Raw genomic sequence first — 20544 nt, forward strand, 5'->3', positions numbered from 1 at the left:
AAACAAATTGATGAGAAGTATGGATCAGGGAGAAACCTGGACTGCAATTTCAAATGATCTAACCGGTGGCGGCAAAAAAGGTGATGTGCCTTTTGGAACCCTTGCCACAATTTCTGAATCACCTTACCAGTTTGGATATTTATATACAGGAAGTGATGACGGTAAAATCTACCGAACAAAAGACGGTGGCGGTTCCTGGACCAATATTGGCGAGAAATTACCACAAGATCTGTGGGTTTCGAGAATAATCGCATCACAGCACGCAAAAGACAGGGTATATCTGAGCCTTAATGGCTACCGTCAGGATGATTTTACACCTTATATATATGTATCCGAAAATTCGGGTGAGAGCTGGAAAAGCATCAGCTCAAATTTACCCTTAGCTGCGGTAAATGTAATACGGGAAGATCCAAATAATGAGAATATTCTATATCTGGGAACAGACAATGGGCTATATATTTCTTTAAACCGCGGTGAAAGCTGGGATGCCTTCAGCACTAATTTTCCAAATGTTCCCGTGCACGATCTAAGAATTCATAAAGAAGAAAGAGACCTGATTGTAGGTACCCATGGAAGGTCTATCTATATTGCCGATGTTGCGGCAATTTCAGAAATGAAAAAGGAAAATTTAAAGGACGCCTTAAGCCTTTCAACAGAAGAAAGTATTCGCTTCTCACCAAGATGGGGTAATTCTTATAGTAAATGGAGAGATCCTTACCAGCCAACGATAGATTTTACTTTTTATTCAGCTAAGGCTGGGAAAGTAAGTATCACTATTGAATCTACTTCCGGAGTCGTTTTACAAAAGATCGATATGGATGCAGAAAAAGGTTTCAATACCGGTGAATATGACCTTACAATCACCTCTGATGCCGCTCAAAATCTTGAAAAGGAAAATAAGGACACAACCTCTTCAAAAGCAGATAATGGCCTTTACTATATTCCGAAAGGAAAATATAAAATGGTATTAAAGCTTAATGGCAAAACTGCTGAAGAGAAATTTGAGGTTAAATAAGCTTATGACGGAGGTTAAGATATTCGAAACGGAAAGATTATGGATAAGACCAACTTCAACTGAAGATGCGAAATTTGTTTTCGAACTGTTCAATTCTCCAAAATGCCTTCGTTTTATAGGTGATCGAAATATTCACAATATAGATAAGGCCAGGTTATATATAGAGGATAAAATGTTGCCTCAATTTGAGAGATTAGGCTTCTCCTCTTATACGGTAGTTCAAAAAAGTGATGAGAAGAAAATTGGGGCCTGCGGATTATACGATAGGGAAGGTATCGAAGGTATAGACCTTGGTTTCGCATTTTTACGGGAATTTGAAAAGAAGGGTTATGCCATGGAGGCTGCTTCTTTCCTTGTAAAGGCGGCTAAAACCTATTTTAATTTAAAGGAGTTATCTGCAATTACAGTAGAGGAGAATTCCGGTTCCCAAAAATTACTTGAAAAGCTGGGATTCGAATTTATAGAATTTACCACGATTCCCAACGATCCCGCCAAACTGATGCTTTATAAAAAGGAATTGTAATCACTCATATAGGTCCAGGCGGTTTTTTAATCGCCTGTTATCTTTTTGCAATTCCTCAACCTTATTCAACAGGTGATTTATGGCTTCCAGGCCTTCCATATTTATTTGAAGGTCCCGGTGAAGCCTCATCATTTTCTCAAACTGGGCCAGATGATCACAATGTATATATTCAGTTTCCTGCTGCTTGATTATCTCAATAATTCCACTTTCACCAAGAGCGTTTACAAACCACCGTTCTACCTTATATTGAACGCAAATTACATCTGCAGGAATTAAATCTTGTTCTTTCATAATCCTGTTTTTTTCAATTCCCGGAATAATTCCGTTTGTTTCTCAGTCAGTTGCTCTGGAACTTCAATTTTGTAAGTAATGTACAGGTCTCCAAATTCATTTTGTTTCTTATAACGAGGAAAACCTTTTCCTTTTAATTTAACCTTGCTTCCACTCGCGGTTCCCGGTTTTACCTTTAGTTTAACCTTTCCATTGAAGGTATTTACTTCAATTTCTCCACCAAGAACAGCAGTAGTTAAAGGTAAATTATGAGTGGTATAAAGATTTGCTTTTTCTCTCCTGAAATTAGTATCGTTAAGTATATTAAAGGTGATATAAAGATCCCCTTTGGGACCTCCCTGAATTCCGGGGCCACCATAGCCTTTAATTTTAATGGTTTGCCCATTCTCTACTCCGGCAGGGATTGTGAGTCGTATATTTTTCCCATTTACGGTAATGGTATGTTTTTTACTATCATATACATCACTTAATCTTAGCTGAAGTTCCGCATTAAAATCCTGACCTTTAAAATGTGCACCCCTGTGGGCACCCTGCGCTCTTGCTCTACCCCCAAACATTTGCTCAAAAAAGTCTGAGAAAGTATCATCATCAAAATTTCCGGAGTAGCCCTGGGATTGAGCACCTCCAAATCCACCACCAAAACCTCCCGAAGAGGCTTGCTGTCTTTTAGCTTGCTCAAATTGATCGGCATGTTGCCAGTCTTTGCCGTACTCGTCGTATTTCTTTCGTTTTTCAGGATCACTTAAAACTTCATGCGCCTCATTGATCTGTTGGAATCTTGCCTGAGCTGTTTTATCATCGGGATTAAGATCCGGATGATATTTACGAGCCAGTTTACGGTAGGCTTTTTTGATCTGCTCAGGAGTAGCAGACTTATCAAGTTCCAAAAGTTTATAGTAATCTATAAAATCCATCTATCAAGCTTTAAATATTCCTGCGTCAGTTTCAGATTTTTTAAACTGACTGGAGATCAATCCAATTTGACCAATGTGATAAATATCATGCTGAAGGATACCTCTTATCAAATAGGCGAAATCATAATCTTTGCCTTCTACTTTCTCCTCCAGATATGAATCATCAGGTTTATTATTTAAGAATTCATAGATCTTGGATTGTATAGCCACAAGTTCCTTTTTAAGGTCTTCCCAGGCTTCCTGAGAATTTACTGTCACAGGCGGCCAGTCCTTTTTGGAATCTATTTCAATTTCACAGTCTTTGTCCTTCTTCAATTTCGCCAGAGCAAATTTTTTCCAGCTTATAAGATGTCCCACAATTTGCGCTACGCTATGTGAATCCGGAATGCAGGATTTATACCCAACTTTATAAGGTACATTTTCCAATTGCCGCATTACGGAATCTCCATACCAGGGATCACCTTCAAAGGTTTCAGACAACATTCGTATTAATTCTTTGGTTTTCTCCTTCATAAATTTTGCTATGATCTGAAATTACAAAAATTGAATTTTGAAGGCAGTTAAGCTTTTCCCAAAACAGATTTAGAGAAATATTAATTCCGGAAGAATAAATAATTGAGCCTGATTATTTATGAAGTTAGAATTTAAAAAATTCAGCAAATTATGAAGTACTTTAAATTAGTTCTAAATAGATGGGAAAAAGACACCTAAAGTTTGTAATAAATTCAAATGAACTGTATTTTTGCTGCACTCTTATCAAAATAATTCAAAACACTTATGGCGAAATCTGCGCTTTTAAAGTCATCACTGGCAAAAAAATACTGGATGGCTTTCACCGGCCTTTTTCTGTGCCTGTTTTTAGTAGGTCATTTACTAGGAAACCTCCAATTACTCTTACCGGTAGGTGACGCGGCAAAGGATCAGTTCAATGAATATGCATTATTCATGTCTACTAATCCGGCTGTAAAAATTCTTTCTTATTTAACTTATATCAGTATCCTGTTCCATGCGATCGACGGTTTAATGTTAACCATTAACAACCGCAAGGCTAGACCACAGGGCTATGTAAGCTTTAAACCTTCTACCAATTCAACCTGGTCTTCAAGAAACATGGGAGTTCTTGGAACAGTAATTCTGGCCTTTATCATTATCCATATGATACAATTCTGGTCTGAGATGAAATTTGGCGGACTGGACGATACAATTTACGTAACCGAGAACGGAGCCGAGGTTAAAGATCTATACACCCACACCATCAGAGCTTTTCAGGATGTAGAATACGGTCTTATATGGGCCTTTGCATATGCGATTGCCATGCTGGCCATTGGGTTCCACCTTTACCACGGATTTGGAAGTGGATTTCAATCATTGGGTGCCAATCACCCAAAATACAATGGGTTTATCAGAAAAACAGGTTATGCATTCGCAGTGCTGGTTCCTCTGGCATTTGCTGTTATACCTTTTTATATTCACTTTGTACTAGAAAAAATATAAGCTATGGGATTATTTGAATCGAATACACCTAAAGGCCCATTGGCAGAAAAGTGGACCAATCATAAAAACGACATAAACCTGGTTAACCCGGCCAACAAACGAAACATCGATGTTATCGTGGTTGGAACCGGACTTGCAGGAGGTAGTGCAGCTGCGACTTTGGCTGAACTTGGTTATAATGTGAAAACATTTTGCTACCAGGATTCGCCTCGTAGAGCTCACTCTATTGCTGCTCAGGGTGGTATTAATGCCGCTAAAAATTATCAGGGAGATGGTGACTCTGTTTACCGTCTTTTCTACGATACTATTAAAGGAGGGGATTACCGCTCCAGAGAGTCCAATGTATATAGATTGGCAGAAGTATCAGGAAATATTATTGACCAGTGTGTGGCACAGGGAGTTCCTTTTGCCCGCGAATACGGTGGTCTATTAGATAACCGTTCTTTTGGAGGAGTACTTGTTTCAAGAACTTTCTATGCAAAAGGACAAACAGGTCAGCAATTATTGCTTGGAGCCTATTCTGCTATGAACCGCCAGATAAACCGTGGTAAGATCAAATCTTACAACAGACACGAGATGCTGGATATTGTAAAGGTTGATGGTAAGGCACGGGGGATCATTGCGAGAAACCTTGTAACCGGAGAACTTGAAAGACATTCAGCTCACGCGGTAGTGATCGCTTCCGGTGGATATGGAAACGTTTTCTTCCTTTCCACAAATGCAATGGGAAGTAATGTTACTGCAAGCTGGAAAATTCATAAGAAGGGTGCATATTTTGCCAACCCTTGTTTTACACAAATTCACCCTACCTGTATTCCTGTTTCCGGAGATCATCAGTCTAAACTAACCTTGATGTCTGAATCTCTTCGAAATGATGGTAGAATCTGGGTTCCTAAGAAGAAAGAAGATGCAGAGGCTATTAGAGCCGGAAAGAAAAAACCAACAGACCTTTCAGAAGAAGAAAGAGATTATTATTTGGAAAGAAGATATCCAGCCTTTGGTAACCTTGTACCACGTGATGTGGCCTCAAGGGCAGCAAAGGAACGTTGCGATGCCGGGTTTGGTGTAAATAAAACCGGTGAAGCTGTTTATCTGGATTTCAGTTCTGCGATCATGCGTTACGGAAAAGAAGCCGCAACCACGCAAAAACTGAATAATCCTTCAGATGAGCAGATCAAAAAACTTGGAAAAGAGGTTGTAGAAGCCAAATATGGTAACCTTTTCCAGATGTATGAGAAGATCGTAGATCAAAATCCATACGAAACTCCTATGATGATCTATCCTGCGGTACACTATACTATGGGTGGAATCTGGGTAGATTACAACCTGCAAACAACCATCCCGGGTTGTTACGCGATTGGAGAAGCAAACTTCTCAGATCACGGAGCAAACAGGCTTGGAGCTTCGGCTTTGATGCAGGGACTTGCAGATGGATATTTTGTGTTGCCTTATACTATTGGTAATTACCTTTCTCAGGATATTAGAACCGGAAAAATTCCAACAGATTCTCCTGAATTTGATGCAGCTGAAGCTGAGGTTAAAGAAAGACTTGAGAAATTAGTGAACAATAACGGAACAAAATCTGTTGACCACTTCCATAAGATCTTAGGAAAGATCATGTGGGACAAAGTTGGAATGGCCAGAAATGCTCAGGGATTAACTGAAGCTATTCAGGAAATCAAAGAACTTCGCGAAGAATTCTGGAAAGATGTTAGAGTTCCGGGATCTACCAACGAAATGAATGCTGAGCTTGAAAAAGCCGGTCGTGTTGCAGATTTCCTTGAATTAGGAGAGCTTTTCGCAAAAGATGCACTTCACAGAAATGAATCTTGTGGAGGTCACTTTAGAGAAGAGTACCAAACCGCAGAAGGTGAAGCTCTTAGAGATGATGAGAACTTTATGTATGTTGCAGCCTGGGAATACACTGGAAATCCCGGAGATGCCATCCTGCATAAGGAAGCACTGGATTACGAAAATATCGAAGTTAAAACAAGGAGTTATAAATAGATTTGAGATTTGAGATTAAAGAACGGGCATTCGCCTAAAAATTTCTAAGATCTCATTTCTAAACGCTCAATACTTTAAGTATGAACCTTACATTGAAAATATGGCGTCAAAAAAACGCCGACACTAAAGGAAAAGTGGTAACCTATCAGGTAACAGACATTTCATCTGACATGTCTTTTCTTGAAATGATGGATGTTCTTAATGAACAACTTATCAATAAAGGTGAAGAACCGGTTGCATTTGATCACGATTGTCGTGAAGGAATCTGCGGATCGTGTAACCTTCAGATCAACGGGGAACCTCATGGTCCCGATCGCGGTGTTACTACGTGTCAACTGCACATGAGAAAGTTCAAGGATGGAGACACCATTGTTATTGAACCTTTCCGCGCAAAAGCATTTCCGGTAATCAAGGATTTAGTAGTAGACCGTAGTGCCTTTGAACGTATTCAACAGGCCGGTGGTTATATTTCGGTAAACACTTCCGGAAATACTCAGGATGCCAACTCTATTCCAATTGATAAGGAGAGTGCAGATATGGCTTTCTACGCCGCAACCTGTATTGGATGTGGAGCTTGTGTTGCTGCTTGTAAAAATGCCAGTGCCATGCTTTTCACCTCGGCTAAAGTAAGCCAGATGGCTTTACTTCCACAAGGTCAGGTTGAAGCAGATCGCAGGGTTCTACAAATGGTGGAGCAAATGGATAAAGAAGGATTTGGTAACTGTACCAATACCGGAGCCTGTGAAATTGAATGTCCTAAAGGAATCTCTCTGGAGAACATCGCAAGGATGAACAGAGAATATTTGAAAGCATCTATTAAGTAATTCTTATCAGGCTAATAAATATCAATCCCGGGCTTTGCAGTCCGGGATTTTTTATGCAATTTATTTAAAAATTGATCTATGGCCTCTTTAGACCTCACTTCAAAATTACCCGGCACTAAAACGAGCATTTTTTCCAAGATGAGCAAAATGGCTCAGGAACATGATGCCTTAAACCTGTCTCAGGGATTTCCAAATTTTGAGACAGACAGCAAACTTCAGGAATTGGTAACAAAAGCGATGGAGAATGGCCATAACCAATATCCCCCAGACGCTGGAGTTGTAGAACTGCGGGAGATGATCTCTGAAAAATTCAGAAGTCTGTATGGCTACACTTATAATCCTAACAATGAAGTTACGGTAACTTCTGGTGCTACTGAAGCTTTGTTTTGTACCATTTCAGCATTTGTAAAAAAAGGGGACGAAGTAATAGTATTAAAACCTGCCTACGATAGTTATGAACCCACAATCCAACTTGCTGGCGGGAAGCCTATTCAAATTCAGCTTAAAGGCCAGGATTACAAAGTTGACTGGCAGGAAGTGAAATCGGCAATTACTTCCCGAACAAGGATGATCATCATTAATACACCGCATAATCCAACGGGAACTGTACTTTCCAAAGAAGATATGCTGCAATTACAACAGATCCTTGAAGGAACCAATATAATCCTGCTGAGCGATGAAGTATATCAGCACCTCATATTTGACCAGCTCGAACATAACAGTGCGGCACGTTTTCCCAAACTGGCTGAGAGAGCCATTATTTGCGGATCTTTTGGCAAAACATTTCACAATACAGGCTGGAAGACGGGCTATTGTGTCGCTCCGGAATTTTTAATGCAGGAGATAAGGAAGATCCATGAATTAACCGTCTTTTCGGTTAATCACCCAATGCAGCGCGCCTATGCTGAATATTTGAAAGAGCCTGAACACTATTTGGAACTTCCTGAATTTTATCAGAAAAAACGGGACTATTTTCTAAATCTCATCCAGGGATCAAGATTCACCTATATCCCGTCTAAAGGGACTTATTTTCAGCTTCTTAATTTTTCTGGTATAACAAGTGAAAATGATGTAAATTTCGCAGAACGACTGGTTCGCGAATATAAACTCGCGGCCATCCCGGTTTCCGTTTTTAATATTAATCAACAGGATAATAGTCAGTTAAGATTTTGTTTCGCAAAGACTGATGAAACCCTGGAAAAAGCTGCAGAGATACTTTGCAATCTATAATATGAACCTGAACATCAGGATACGTCAACAGGATTTTGTATTACACCCACTGGGAGCGGCTTATTGGCCTGAACAGGAGATCTTACTGGTAGCAGATGTGCATCTTGGCAAGGTTTCTCATTTCAGAAAATACGGAAGTGCGGTTCCGGTACAGGCCATAGTACAAAACTTTATACGCATGGACCAAATTCTAAAAGATTTTGATCCCGAACATATCTTATTCCTGGGAGACCTTTTTCACAGCTCGCTTAATATGGAATGGGATATTTTCTCAGATTGGGTTGAAAAAATAAATAATCAGGTTCACCTTATCGCCGGAAACCATGATATTATCTCCCCGTTACAATACGAGGCTTTAGGGATAGATATTTTTTCACAGCTCCAGATAGGAGAATTTATGCTTACACATCACCCCGAAGATCATGGTGATCTTTTTAATATTTGTGGTCATGTTCATCCGGGTTACAAAATGCGCGGTGGCGGTAGACAATTATTAAAGCTGCCTTGTTTCTTCAGAAGCGGGAATCAAATGATCCTACCGGCATTTGGGGAATTTACAGGGAATTATTTCATGAAACCTGAAGAAGGCGACAGGATCTTTGCCATTACCGGCAAGGAAGTGATCCCGGTAATTTGATTTTACAACATATGTTCAAAAAACTCGCTCTTTTCAATTTCCTTTCAGTAATCCTCACTATTGCTGTCAACTTCTTTGCGCAAACAGGAAAAATAAATGATACTACTATAGGAGAAATGAGCGCTAAGTATGCGAATTTATTTACTCCTGCGGGTTATGCCTTTTCCATTTGGGGAGTGATTTATCTGGGATTGCTTGCGCTAACCGGTTTTATGTTGCATCAGGCCTTCACAAGAGAAAAACGCACCGATTTTATTAAAAATACGTCCGGCTGGTTAATTTCTGCCAACCTTAGTTCCTGTGTTTGGGTAGCAACCTGGCTTTATGATCTTCCCGGAATTTCAGTTCTCTTCATGTTTCTTATTTTATTCAGCCTTTGCATGGTCATTATCAAAAATAAAATGGAGATCTGGGATGCGCCTCTGGCTGTCATCGCCTTTTACTGGTGGCCAATTTGCTTTTATTCCGGATGGATCACCGTAGCCAGTATCGCCAATGTCGCTGCCTGGCTTACTTCGCTTGGCTGGAATGGAGCCATTTTTTCAGCACAACAATGGACTATTATAATGATTATTATCGCCACTGTTATTAACGGACTAATGATCTATTATAGGAACATGAGGGAATTTGCCCTTGTAGGAGTATGGGCTCTGGTTGCCATCTATTCTAAACACACAGATGCAAATCCTGAAATTGCCTATACGGCGCTAAGTGCCGCGTTCTTTCTTTTTATTTACGTTAGCTACCACGGCTTTAAAAACCGGAAAACCAATCCCCTATCTCAACTATTAAAATAACCGGATCAAATCATTGATTTTATATCTCCTGCCCAACTAGGATATGTAAAGATCATGCTTTTTAAGGTTCCGGAATCTAATTTTCCGCACATGGCCATTACAAACATATTGATGGTTTCACCTGCCTCACTGCTTAGCAAATGCGCTCCCAATACCAGGTCTGTTTTGTTATCCACTATGGTTTTATAAGCGTAGATATCTTCATTGATCCTTTTTGAATTGAACCAATCGGGTACACATTTAGACTCTACCCGAAAGTCATATCCTTTTTCTTTAGCCTGCTTTTCAGATAAGCCCACAAAAGCCAGATTTGGCAAGGTGAAGACTACAGATGGTTGTGGCGGATAATCATATTCCCTGGGCCTATCCAAATTAAGAATATTCGCACTTACCACTCTTCCTTCCTGCGAAGCCAGCGGTGTTAGCGGCAAACCTTCACTATTGGACACATCCCCACAGGCATATACATTCTTATTGGAAACGCTTTGGAGATTCTTATTTACACTTATTCCTTTGTTGGAATATTCCACATTTCCCTTCTCCAGCTCAAGCTCGCCGATTGCCGGCACTCTCCCTGCCGCGTTCACCACGCAGGCGGCCTTGAACTCAACCTTTTTCCCGTTTTGATCGGCAATTACCCGATAGTTTTTCCTAAGCTTTTCAATTTCGACCACTTCAGCATTAAAAATGAATTTAATTCCAATCTTTTCTGAATACTCTACCAGATATTTTACAAGGTCTGCATCAAAATTATTTAAAGGCGCAGGCGCGGTATCTATTACAGTAACGTCAACCCCGCAACGCACCGCGATATGAGCAAACTCCATCCCAATGTAACCGGCTCCAATAAAGATCATACTTTCCGGCAATTCCTCCAGCTCCAGGAAATCATCACTTTCAATGGGAAATTCCCTTCCCGGGATTGGTAATTCCATTGGCTTCATTCCTGTGGCGATCACCAGTTTATCAAAGTTTACGGTCTTCCCTTCTACAGAGATGGTGGTTTCATCAATAAATTTTGGTGACTGGTGATACATCGTGATCCCTAAATTTTCCAGATCAATTTCGGTAGCTGCAGGAACGGCTTCTGTAAAATTTCCTTTAAATTTCATAAGATCTTTCCAGCTCATTTTTGGCATGGCACTTATCCCATTCCCTTTCATTTTCTCTGCCCGGTCCATGATCTCGGTAATCCCAATAAGTACTTTTTTAGGATCACAGCCTCTGTTGGCACATGTTCCTCCAAATTCCCGATTATCGGCAATAGCCACTTTCAAACCTGCTTTTGCACATTCTTTAGCAACACTTTTTCCCGCTGTCCCGGTGCCTATAACAAAAACATCAAATTTTTCTATTCCCATTTCCCTCAAATTCAATTCCTAAAAAACTTTTTTCTGAAGATATATCCCTGTCTTCTCATTAGCCGAAAGGTACGCATGCCCTCTACTTTCTTATGTTAGAGAAGTGGTAAAAAAAGTTGAATGCTATATAATCGTTAAAAATCAATGATCTGGTTGTAAGGCAATTTGTATGAAATTATCTTTGTGGTAATGAGTACAAATCTTATCGCCCAGAATTTTGCACAATCCCTGCAACAGCAGGAATTGCAAACCGCCATTGCCTCTTCTGAAAAAAACCGCTCGAACATTCATCTTAAGGGACTCGTAGGCTCTGCCCTTTCCTTTGTGGTGGCGAACGCATTTAAAACTGCAGAAAGACCGTTTTTGCTGGTTTTTAATGATAAGGAAGAAGCCGCTTATTATCTCAATGATCTTGAGCAACTGGTTGGGGAAAAGAATGTACTTTTTTATCCGGGGAGTTATCGCCGGCCTTATCAAATCGAGGAAACAGATAATGCCAACGTACTTCTTAGAGCAGAAGTTTTAAACCGAATCAATTCCAGAAAAAAACCTGCCCTTATCGTTACTTATCCCGATGCGCTTTTTGAAAAAGTGGTAACCCGAAAGGAACTGGATAAAAGTACCTTAAAAATCAGTATTGGCGATGAATTGTCGATTGATTTTGTAAATGAAGTCCTGTTTGAATATCAGTTCAAACGAGTGGATTTTGTTACTGAACCCGGAGAATTTTCAGTTAGAGGAGGGATTATAGATGTCTTCTCTTTTAGTCATGATGAGCCTTACAGGATCGAATTTTTTGGAGATGAAGTGGACAGCATCAGAACCTTCGATGTGGAAACTCAGTTATCTACAGATAAAAAGAAAAAGATCTCTGTAATGCCGAATGTCGAGAACAAGCATCTTGACGAGGTTAGAGAAAGTTTCCTCAAATACATTTCAGAAAAGACGGTCACCTTCATAAAGAACCTGGATCTTTTAACCGCTCAGGCAGACAAGCTCTTCAAAAAAGCGGAAGAGGCATTTAAACAGCTTCCACAGGAAGTGAAGCATAGTGAACCTAAAGAACTGTTTTGTAACGGGAAATTAATTAAAGAGCATTTACTCTATTATACCGCAGTAGAACTCAGTAATACCGCCTTCTTAGATTCGGCCAAAACCATACAATTCAACACCAAACCACAGCCATCTTTCAACAAGCAATTCGACTTATTGATAGATAACCTTATTGAAAATCAGGAAAGCGGTTATCAAAATTTTATTTGTTGTGTTAGTGATCAACAGGCACGACGTTTCCATGATATTTTCGAAGATCAGGAAAGAGAAGTAAAGTATCAAACTCCGGTCTTTTCAATGTTCCAAGGGTTTATCGATGAAGATTCAAAAACTGTTTGTTATACAGATCATCAGATCTTTGAACGATATCATAAATTCCATCTTAAAAATGGATATGCCAAAAAGCAGGCCATTACTCTTAAGGAATTAACCAATCTGGAAGTTGGCGATTACGTTACGCATATTGACCACGGGATAGGGAAATTTGGCGGTCTACAGAAGATCGATGTAGAAGGCAAAAAACAGGAGGCGATAAAGTTGATTTACGGGGAACGGGACATCCTTTACCTGAGCATACATTCCCTGCATAAGATCTCAAAATTTAATGGGAAAGATGGGATACCTCCCAAGATCTATAAACTGGGAAGTAACGCCTGGAAGAATCTTAAGAAAAAGACTAAAGCCCGCGTAAAACATATCGCCTACGATCTTATTAAACTTTATGCGAAGCGAAGAATGGAAAAAGGGTTTAAATACGATCCTGATTCCTATCTGCAACACGAACTCGAGGCTTCTTTCATGTACGAGGACACTCCCGATCAAAGTTCGGCCACTGCAGCGGTTAAAGCCGATATGGAAAATGAAAGACCTATGGATCGCCTAGTATGCGGGGATGTTGGTTTTGGAAAAACTGAAATTGCCATCAGAGCTGCTTTTAAAGCAGTGGATAATAACAAACAGGTAGCTGTTTTGGTGCCTACTACCATTCTGGCATTTCAACATCATCAAACCTTTACTGAAAGGCTTAAGGATTTCCCGGTAAGGATCGATTATTTAAACCGATTTAGAACGGCAAAAGAACGAAAAGCAACTCTTGCCGATCTTGAAGCTGGGAAAGTTGATATTATAATAGGAACCCATCAACTGGTTAGCAAAGCGGTTAAATTCAAAGATCTTGGCCTGCTTATAGTTGATGAAGAACAGAAATTTGGAGTTGCAGTAAAAGATAAGCTAAAGACCATCAAAGAGAATGTGGATACCCTTACTCTTACAGCAACACCGATTCCCCGAACTCTTCAATTCAGTTTGATGGCCGCCCGTGATCTTTCCACGATCACTACTCCGCCGCCAAACCGTTATCCTATCGAAAGTCATGTGATCAGATTTTCTGAAGAAACCATTCGGGATGCTGTATCATATGAGATCCAACGTGGCGGACAGGTTTTCTTTATACATAATCGCGTGGAAAACATCAAAGAAGTTGCCGGAATGATCCAGCGGCTTGTGCCAGATGCCAAAATTGGTATAGGTCATGGCCAGATGGAAGGAAAGAAACTTGAGAAACTGATGCTTAGTTTTATCAATGGTGAATTCGATGTTTTGGTTTCCACAACCATTGTGGAGAGCGGACTAGATGTATCTGAAGCAAACACCATTTTTATAAATAATGCCAATAATTTTGGGTTGTCAGATCTGCATCAAATGCGAGGAAGGGTTGGAAGAAGTAATAAAAAAGCTTTCTGCTACTTTATAACTCCGCCATATTCTGCAATGACCGAAGATGCCCGCAAAAGGATCACGGCTCTGGAGCAATTTTCAGAATTAGGAAGTGGATTCAACATTGCCATGAAGGATCTTGAAATTAGAGGTGCCGGAGATCTTCTTGGTGGCGAACAAAGCGGATTTATCAATGATATTGGATTTGACACTTATCAAAAGATCCTGAACGAAGCAATTGAGGAATTAAAAGAAAATGAATTCCGCGATCTGTATGCTGAAACTGAAGATGTGGAGCACAAGGATTTTGTTAAGGACACTCAGATCGATACAGATTTTGAACTGCTGTTCCCTGATGATTACATCAATAATATTGCTGAAAGGCTCAACCTGTACACCAAGCTAAATGAACTCAAGACCGAAGAAGAACTTCAGAAATTTGAAGCAGAACTGGTAGATAGATTTGGTGAATTACCAACACAGGCAGTAGATCTCCTTAATTCTGTTCGAATTAAATGGATCGCCGCAAAAATTGGTCTGGAAAGAGTGATGATGAAAAAGAATAAAATGATTGGATATTTTATAGCCGATCAAAAATCGAGATTTTATCAAACTTCTAATTTCACCAAGGTTTTACAATACGTACAAACGCACAGGCAAAATTGTACGATGAAGGAAAAACAAACCCGTAATGGATTGAGGTTACTACTGACTTTTGATAAGATCACATCAGTTAATAAAGCGCTTAAAGTACTGGAACCCCTGGATTTTAGAGAGAAAAAAGAGGAAGCTGTAAGTTAATTTAATTGCTCAGCACACTGAAATTATCCAGATCATAAGTGGTGGTTTTGTCTGGCGCTGCTCCAAGATATTTAAAGCCTATCCAGAGTTTGCCTTCCACACAGGAAAGATCAATCTGAGATTTTTTAAAGAAATCTTCGTTCCTGCCTGATGGACCCATGGGCACGCTGGCATCAAGCGGGATCCAGGATGTGGTTCGTGGATCTCCTGTAAAATCTGTGGTTACAAACACCTTTAAAAACATTCCGTTATCAAAGGATGAGAGAATATCAAATTCCACTACCCTATTTGGATAAACATCGATAGGCGGGCTTACCAGCCATGCTTCCAGAGGATTTTCCAAAGTATTGTATGCTGAAATCCTTAAAACCCGATTTCCATTAACCATGGTTGGAGTAAATTTTTTCTCACCTCCACTAACATTGATATTGGTCCATTTTCTCGAGGTGAGTATAGAATTGGAGGTAACTCCATCGAAATTTTCTTCGAATCTTACCTGAGAAGCCGGATCTGAATTTTCGCCACAATCCAGAAATTCCACATCACATCTTGGACCATCCAGTTTTATAGCTGAAGGATCATTCACCATAATTACATAATGTTCATCATAATAATCCCGGCTAAGAATTCCCTTCACACTTCCCGATCCCGTAGGTAACAATAGGGATCTAAAATTTGAAAATGTACTCGTGCTTAAAAATATGGTTTCACGGGTGGAGCAACTTTCCATTTGTCTTTCGCCGTCATAGCGGTCATACCGATGGGATGCGAATGAAAATATGTCATTTTCTCTTACCAGGTTTACATCGAATTGGAGATCTTTTAATTCTACAAATATGTTCTTCAACTCTGGCCGGATATCAGAAATATGAATAGGCAGTGCTTTTATTTCTGAAGTTATTTCAGATCGAATTATATGATCATCGATAAGAGAAGGCGGAATAGGCACTATGTCTCCCCTGTTTTGTATTCCCAGTTGATGAACTCCATTACTGTAGCCTAAGCTTAATCCATCCAGTTTTACGTATATTTTCCGACCAAAATTATAGGTTTCATACAGGGAATTATCATCTAAAAGTATATGAATTCCGGCATTGGGATTTTCAGGAAGATCCTGAACGATGAGTTCTTTATAGAAATTCCCGGCAGCATCGTTGCTAATTACATAAGCCTCGAACCAGGTATTAGTTTCGCTAAAATTATGGATCTCCCCTGTATCAGGTTTAAAATTGCCTTTTACGGCCGCGATACTGGTAAGATCACCATCGATTTGAATGTTTTCCAGAGGTAATTCCGGCAGTTCAAAATCGTCTGTCTGCACGCAGGAGACCAGTAATGCGTTTATAACAAGCAATAACCAAAGTAAGCTCCTCTTCCTCATCTTAAAACCTATAATTTAAATTCGCAAAAAATGTTGTCCCCTGCCCGAACCAGTATTTATTTCCAAAGACCGGCATTTTCCTCGCTCTGTCCTCTTTTAAGGTCCTGAAATTTGAATTCCGTGCCTGCTCAAATCCACCCGATTTGTAAAATTTATCGAACAGATTATTGATACTCACGAACATTCCCAGATTCTTATTCTTGATCCGCCAGCTTTTACCACCAATAAGATTGGTTATAAAATATCCCGGAAATTCTTCCTGTTGCAATAAATCTCGAGCTTCTTCCGCATCATATTCCACAAGCGGCAACCCATCATAATCCTTTTGGAAATTAGTTGTTCTAAGAAGCGGATTAATATCTATAAATGCCTTCTCAAAATAATTTACGGAAGCACCAAACCACCAATAGGCGGGATCGCGATATTCGAAACCTAATTGAAAAGCATTTTGTGGCCCACCCGGCAGGCGGTAATTCTTAAGAAAGGCCTGGCCGTAATCCAATTTTTCGGGAAAGGCTGAAGAACTGAGTTTGAGTTGTGGGTTATTGGAATAAATGTACTCACCTAAACCTGCTGCTGCTTTTAGTTTAATCGTGGAGGTGACCTGATACTCGGCCCCGAATTCCAGCCCCATATATTGTTTATCCACATCTGTTAGTATCTCCTGCACAAAAGCACGGGTATTCTCCCGACCAAGCCCGGAAAGGCCATCTGTATAATAATAGCTTACTTCAGTAATTTTCTTTATTTCTGAATAGAACAGGCTTAGGCGGGTATTAAATTTAGAAGTACGGTAACGATAACTTAGATCTGAAGTGAAAATCTGCTCCTCATCAATTTCCGGAACCAGTAAATTATTTACTCTGGGATTCAGGAATACGTTTTTGTAAGCGGGCGGATTGGTTAAAACCGCAGCATTGAATTGAAAATTCTGTTTCCCGGACAGTTTGTACAGTACTCCACCTTTTACCCCATATTCCCGGAAATTCGATTGTTCACCTTCGCCGTAAGAATTTCCCGGATAGGTGCCATTTTGATAGTTGCCCGTACGTTGAAAACTAACAGCTCCAATTTTGCCGGCAAGGCTTAATTCCAGTTTGTCTTTTCTAAATAGAAGCTGTGAAAAACCTTCCCAGCTTTCAGAATCTACGATATAATTATATTTATAAGTTTCACTTTCAGCCACAGTTCTATTAAGATTCCGAAGATCACTTTGAGCGGAATTTGAAAAAATATCTACATCTAAGAATCTATCGGCCCCGAAGAGATCTTTAATTCTGGCAAAATTTTCGCCGGAGAGTTTAGCGAATTTTACGCCGCCAATTAATTTTAAGTGGTCGTGAGGAGTCCAGTTTAAAACTGAATTTCCGTGCAACAGTCTGTCCCGGTTAACATCTTCTGCAAGGGCATAAATAGCATTTCCATCAACCCCTAAAATATTTCCTTCATATAAACCTGACCAGTTCAGTTGTCCGTTAGTAAGTATATCTTGTCTGGCGCGATAAGCTTTTTCAAAATTTTCGTCGCCTTCAAACCGCAGAAAATAAGAAGGCAACTTTTGATAATATACCGGATCAGGGTTGGAGCCCGCACCATAAAAGAATTCCTGTCCATTGGCATCTGCAATGTTCATTCCTCCATAATCGATTCGGGAATTGGCCACTTCACCAAATTGAAATGAGAGTCCGGAATTTATTTCAATTTCAGAATTTAAGATCCATATATGATTTAGCATTACTATTGGTTCTTTCACTTCCCTCATTCGGCTATTCCTGATCTTTCCATTCTGATAGCCCCAATATGGATTGTAAGTAGCGCCTTTTAAATTTAATACCTCACTGGTTAAAGGCGCAGATCTTCCACGCGTCACCGGGGTATAGATCGCGGCGAGATTCAGTGAATGGGCAGGATTAAGTTGTTTCTCAATAGCAACAAAAAAGGAATTGGCAGAGAAGACTGTTCCCTCAATGTAACCTTCTTCGGAATAACGCCTACCTGTAGAAAAAGCATAAAACCAGCCACCGGAAAGCTCACCCGAGGCATAGGTAGCCATTATTCTACCGGTATAACTTCTATTAGAACCAGAAAGGGTTAACCTACCGTTGTTCGGATATTTAGATGCCCGCATCAGGATATTTGTGGTTCCTCCCAGCCCACCAAAATCATAATCATCTGGACTAATTCCCGGAGACAATTCCTGATTTCGCTGTACGTCATTAAGCCCTCCCCAATTGCTCCATTGTGGCCTTCCATCATACAATTTGTTCATTTCGATGCCGTTGATCAACAGTTTTGCATTTTCAGCTCCAAGGCCCCGAACCCGGTAAAAAGTCTGTCCAAAATCAAAAGCAGCCGCATTTAAATATGGATCTTTTGATGCCTGGAGAAGGCCCGAAATATTATCAAATTCGGCTTCCTCCTGTAAAATTTCAGCATCAGTTAATGAAATGCTATTTTGCGCAGCCTTTTCGTAAAACGGATCGGGCTGCAAAACAATTATCCCCAGATCCTTGCTTTCTGAAGTTATTTTAATAGCCAGCCTTTTGGACAGGAAGTTGGGATGTGAAAGTTGAAGAATGATTTCAGAAGAGGCAAAATTTGTTGCCTCCAGAGAAAAGTATCCCTCCGGATTTGTAAAGACTTCTGTAAAAGAGCCTTCGGTTGCAATTTTTACCTGTGGTAAGGGCACATTGGTGATTGCATCTACAATCCTGCCGGTAACGACAGGAGTTTGGGCGTTAAAGCTAAATGTGATAAAAGTAAGCAGACACACCCAAAAAATCGAAATTTTCATTTGTGCCTTATCCTCAAAAATGTATGATAATTTTAGAAATTTAATTTATAACTACCAAATTTTCAGTACTTTAAATTCATCAATAAATTATAAAATTTGAAACATTCATTTTTAGAAATATGCCTAACGCTCTGGCTTATTTTATTTGTTCCTATCCACGTCCTTGCTCAGGGTGCTAAAGATTATCACATTGAAACCATTGCTTTTTATAATGTGGAAAACCTGTTTGACACAGAGAACGACACCTTAACTTTTGATGATGACAGAACGCCTTTAGGAAAGGACAAATGGACCCAGGAGCGATACCGGGTTAAAATTGCCAATATCGCCCGGGTACTTTCAGAAATTGGGACAGAACGAACCGGAAAGCCACCTCTGGTAATTGGACTATGTGAAATCGAAAATAGAAGCGTTCTGGAAGACCTTATTTCACATCCCTTGCTTACAGATTTCAAGTACGGGATCGCTCATTACGATTCTCCAGATGAGCGTGGGATCGATGTAGCTTTACTTTACAGGAAAGAAAAATTTCTACCTTTAAATTCTCAGGCCAGGAAATTATTGATCTTTGATGCCGAGAAAAGAGATTACACCAGAGATCAATTGGTAGTTAGTGGACTTGTACACGGAGAGGAAATTAATTTTATAGTGAATCACTGGCCATCTCGTTCCGGTGGCGAAGCAAAAAGCGCCTATAAACGCGAGAAAGCTGCACTCCTAAATAAAAGAATCATCGATTCCTTATACCGGTTAGATCCTAAGGCCAAAATTATAAGCATGGGCGATTTTAATGATGACCCCACCAATATAAGTTTTAAAAAGATTCTTCAAACAAAATCAGACATCATCGGTTTAAAGGAGCAGGAACTCTATAATCCTATGGAAAAAATGTTGAAAAATGGTCAGGGAACTTTAGCCTACCGGGATTCCTGGAATTTATTCGATCAATTCTATGTTTCACAGAGTTTGGTTTCCAGGGATTTTAAGGGTTTTCAGTTTTATAAAGCCGGGATATTCAACAAACCATTTCTAATTAGTCAGAACGGGCAATACAGAGGGTATCCAAGAAGAACTTATGGCAGTTCCGGATATGAACCCGGGTACAGCGATCACTTTCCGATTTATATGTATCTGATAAAAGAAGCTAAATAATAACCCATAAAAAAACCTCCCGTCACAGGAGGTTTTTTATTAGTCAAATCGCCTTCAGAATTAGCTGATGGCGCTTTAGTTATTTTTTGATTAGAACCATGCGCTCCATGGAATTCGGGAAAGCACCACTACAAAAGCAAAGCCGTAAAAAATGGCCAGCATCTTGAATTTTGGTCTGGAGGTTAATTTTTTCTTATGTTTTGAATATCCAATCGTGATCAAAGCTATGGCAATGATCATCATTAAAGGATGTTCCACATTATAGAGTCTAAGCGTGGAATCGCTCATTACTCCACCCATACCTGCTTCAGCCCACATTTTAAAATAAGGGGTTGTAAAATACAGGAAGAACCCTATCAATAACTGAATGTGTGAAACAATCAGTGTAAAAAGAGCAATTCTGAAATTGGTGGCAGAATATTCTTTATTGGAAGCAAATCCTATAATGGCATTAAAGGTTGCGATCAGCAACATGAATAGCACCAGATATGCCCAATATGAATGGATGAATAAAATAGTCTTGTACATTTTTAATCGTATTAATTAGTCAGTTG

Annotated in this window: 17 protein-coding genes; 10 read left to right on the forward strand and 7 right to left on the reverse strand. The window is 39.8% G+C overall.

The window, feature by feature from the left end:
• Both ACNKXV_RS04620 and ACNKXV_RS04625 read left to right on the forward strand, forming a co-directional pair.
• On the forward strand, positions 1 to 1015 hold a 1015-nt coding region (locus ACNKXV_RS04620), incomplete at its 5' end, for a WD40/YVTN/BNR-like repeat-containing protein (RefSeq protein ID WP_417906530.1).
• Positions 978 to 1538, forward strand: coding sequence for a GNAT family N-acetyltransferase (locus tag ACNKXV_RS04625; protein WP_417906531.1), 561 nt, complete (start codon positions 978 to 980; stop codon positions 1536 to 1538). The genes ACNKXV_RS04620 and ACNKXV_RS04625, both read left to right, overlap by 38 nt.
• Here ACNKXV_RS04625 and ACNKXV_RS04630 read toward each other — a convergent pair whose 3' ends face one another.
• Genes ACNKXV_RS04630 through ACNKXV_RS04640 form a run of 3 tightly spaced genes read right to left on the reverse strand, consistent with a single transcriptional unit; the run spans position 1539 to position 3256 of the window.
• Entirely contained in the window at positions 1539 to 1829 is a 291-nt protein-coding gene (locus tag ACNKXV_RS04630) for a chaperone modulator CbpM (RefSeq protein WP_417906532.1), read from the reverse strand.
• Positions 1826 to 2743 (reverse strand): DnaJ C-terminal domain-containing protein, encoded by a 918-nt coding sequence (locus ACNKXV_RS04635; RefSeq protein ID WP_417906533.1) that lies wholly within the window; start codon positions 2741 to 2743, stop codon positions 1826 to 1828. The genes ACNKXV_RS04630 and ACNKXV_RS04635 overlap by 4 nt, the downstream gene beginning before the upstream one ends.
• 3 nt (positions 2744 to 2746) lie before the next feature.
• A complete protein-coding gene (locus tag ACNKXV_RS04640) occupies positions 2747 to 3256 on the reverse strand; it encodes a DinB family protein (protein ID WP_417906534.1) in 510 nt (169 codons plus the stop codon).
• Between the two features lie 264 nt (positions 3257 to 3520).
• Here ACNKXV_RS04640 and ACNKXV_RS04645 point away from each other — a divergent pair, with 264 nt between their 5' ends.
• The 6 genes from ACNKXV_RS04645 (at position 3521) to ACNKXV_RS04670 (ending at position 9732) form a co-directional block, all read left to right on the forward strand.
• Positions 3521 to 4237 (forward strand): succinate dehydrogenase cytochrome b subunit, encoded by a 717-nt coding sequence (locus ACNKXV_RS04645; protein WP_417906535.1) that lies wholly within the window; start codon positions 3521 to 3523, stop codon positions 4235 to 4237.
• A gap of 3 nt (positions 4238 to 4240) precedes the next feature.
• Positions 4241 to 6244 carry a fumarate reductase/succinate dehydrogenase flavoprotein subunit gene (locus ACNKXV_RS04650; protein WP_417906536.1) on the forward strand — a complete coding sequence of 668 codons (2004 nt, stop codon included), beginning with the start codon at positions 4241 to 4243 and terminating at the stop codon, positions 6242 to 6244.
• Between the two features lie 80 nt (positions 6245 to 6324).
• Complete coding sequence (locus ACNKXV_RS04655; RefSeq protein WP_417906537.1) at positions 6325 to 7068, forward strand: succinate dehydrogenase/fumarate reductase iron-sulfur subunit; 744 nt, start codon at positions 6325 to 6327, stop codon at positions 7066 to 7068.
• 78 nt (positions 7069 to 7146) lie between these two features.
• Positions 7147 to 8298 (forward strand): methionine aminotransferase, encoded by a 1152-nt coding sequence (locus ACNKXV_RS04660; RefSeq protein ID WP_417906538.1) that lies wholly within the window; start codon positions 7147 to 7149, stop codon positions 8296 to 8298.
• Position 8299: 1 nt separating this feature from the next.
• Positions 8300 to 8935, forward strand: coding sequence for a ligase-associated DNA damage response endonuclease PdeM (gene pdeM, locus ACNKXV_RS04665; protein ID WP_417906539.1), 636 nt, complete (start codon positions 8300 to 8302; stop codon positions 8933 to 8935).
• Between the two features lie 11 nt (positions 8936 to 8946).
• Positions 8947 to 9732 (forward strand): tryptophan-rich sensory protein, encoded by a 786-nt coding sequence (locus ACNKXV_RS04670; protein WP_417906540.1) that lies wholly within the window; start codon positions 8947 to 8949, stop codon positions 9730 to 9732.
• A gap of 5 nt (positions 9733 to 9737) precedes the next feature.
• Here the strand turns inward: ACNKXV_RS04670 and ACNKXV_RS04675 are convergent, their stop codons facing one another.
• Positions 9738 to 11093 (reverse strand): dihydrolipoyl dehydrogenase family protein, encoded by a 1356-nt coding sequence (locus tag ACNKXV_RS04675; RefSeq protein ID WP_417906541.1) that lies wholly within the window; start codon positions 11091 to 11093, stop codon positions 9738 to 9740.
• Positions 11094 to 11282: 189 nt separating this feature from the next.
• Here ACNKXV_RS04675 and mfd point away from each other — a divergent pair, with 189 nt between their 5' ends.
• Positions 11283 to 14663, forward strand: a complete 3381-nt coding sequence (gene mfd / locus ACNKXV_RS04680; RefSeq protein ID WP_417906542.1) for a transcription-repair coupling factor — start codon at positions 11283 to 11285, stop codon at positions 14661 to 14663.
• 1 nt (position 14664) lies between these two features.
• On the opposite strand, the gene ACNKXV_RS04685 is transcribed toward mfd, so the two are convergent.
• Entirely contained in the window at positions 14665 to 16044 is a 1380-nt protein-coding gene (locus ACNKXV_RS04685; RefSeq protein ID WP_417906543.1) for a DUF5689 domain-containing protein, read from the reverse strand.
• Between the two features lies 1 nt (position 16045).
• Entirely contained in the window at positions 16046 to 18838 is a 2793-nt protein-coding gene (locus ACNKXV_RS04690) for a TonB-dependent receptor (RefSeq protein ID WP_417906544.1), read from the reverse strand.
• Between the two features lie 96 nt (positions 18839 to 18934).
• Here ACNKXV_RS04690 and ACNKXV_RS04695 point away from each other — a divergent pair, with 96 nt between their 5' ends.
• Positions 18935 to 19990, forward strand: a complete 1056-nt coding sequence (locus ACNKXV_RS04695; RefSeq protein ID WP_417906545.1) for an endonuclease/exonuclease/phosphatase family protein — start codon at positions 18935 to 18937, stop codon at positions 19988 to 19990.
• Positions 19991 to 20080: 90 nt separating this feature from the next.
• Here the strand turns inward: ACNKXV_RS04695 and ACNKXV_RS04700 are convergent, their stop codons facing one another.
• The gene (locus ACNKXV_RS04700) at positions 20081 to 20518 is read right to left on the reverse strand and encodes a hypothetical protein (protein ID WP_417906546.1); all 438 of its coding nucleotides are present in this window, start codon (positions 20516 to 20518) and stop codon (positions 20081 to 20083) included.
• Between the last annotated feature and the right edge of the window lie 26 nt (positions 20519 to 20544).

The sequence above is a fragment of the Christiangramia aquimixticola genome, from assembly GCF_048285835.1.
In the GTDB taxonomy this organism is placed as follows: Bacteria; Bacteroidota; Bacteroidia; order Flavobacteriales; family Flavobacteriaceae; genus Christiangramia; species Christiangramia aquimixticola.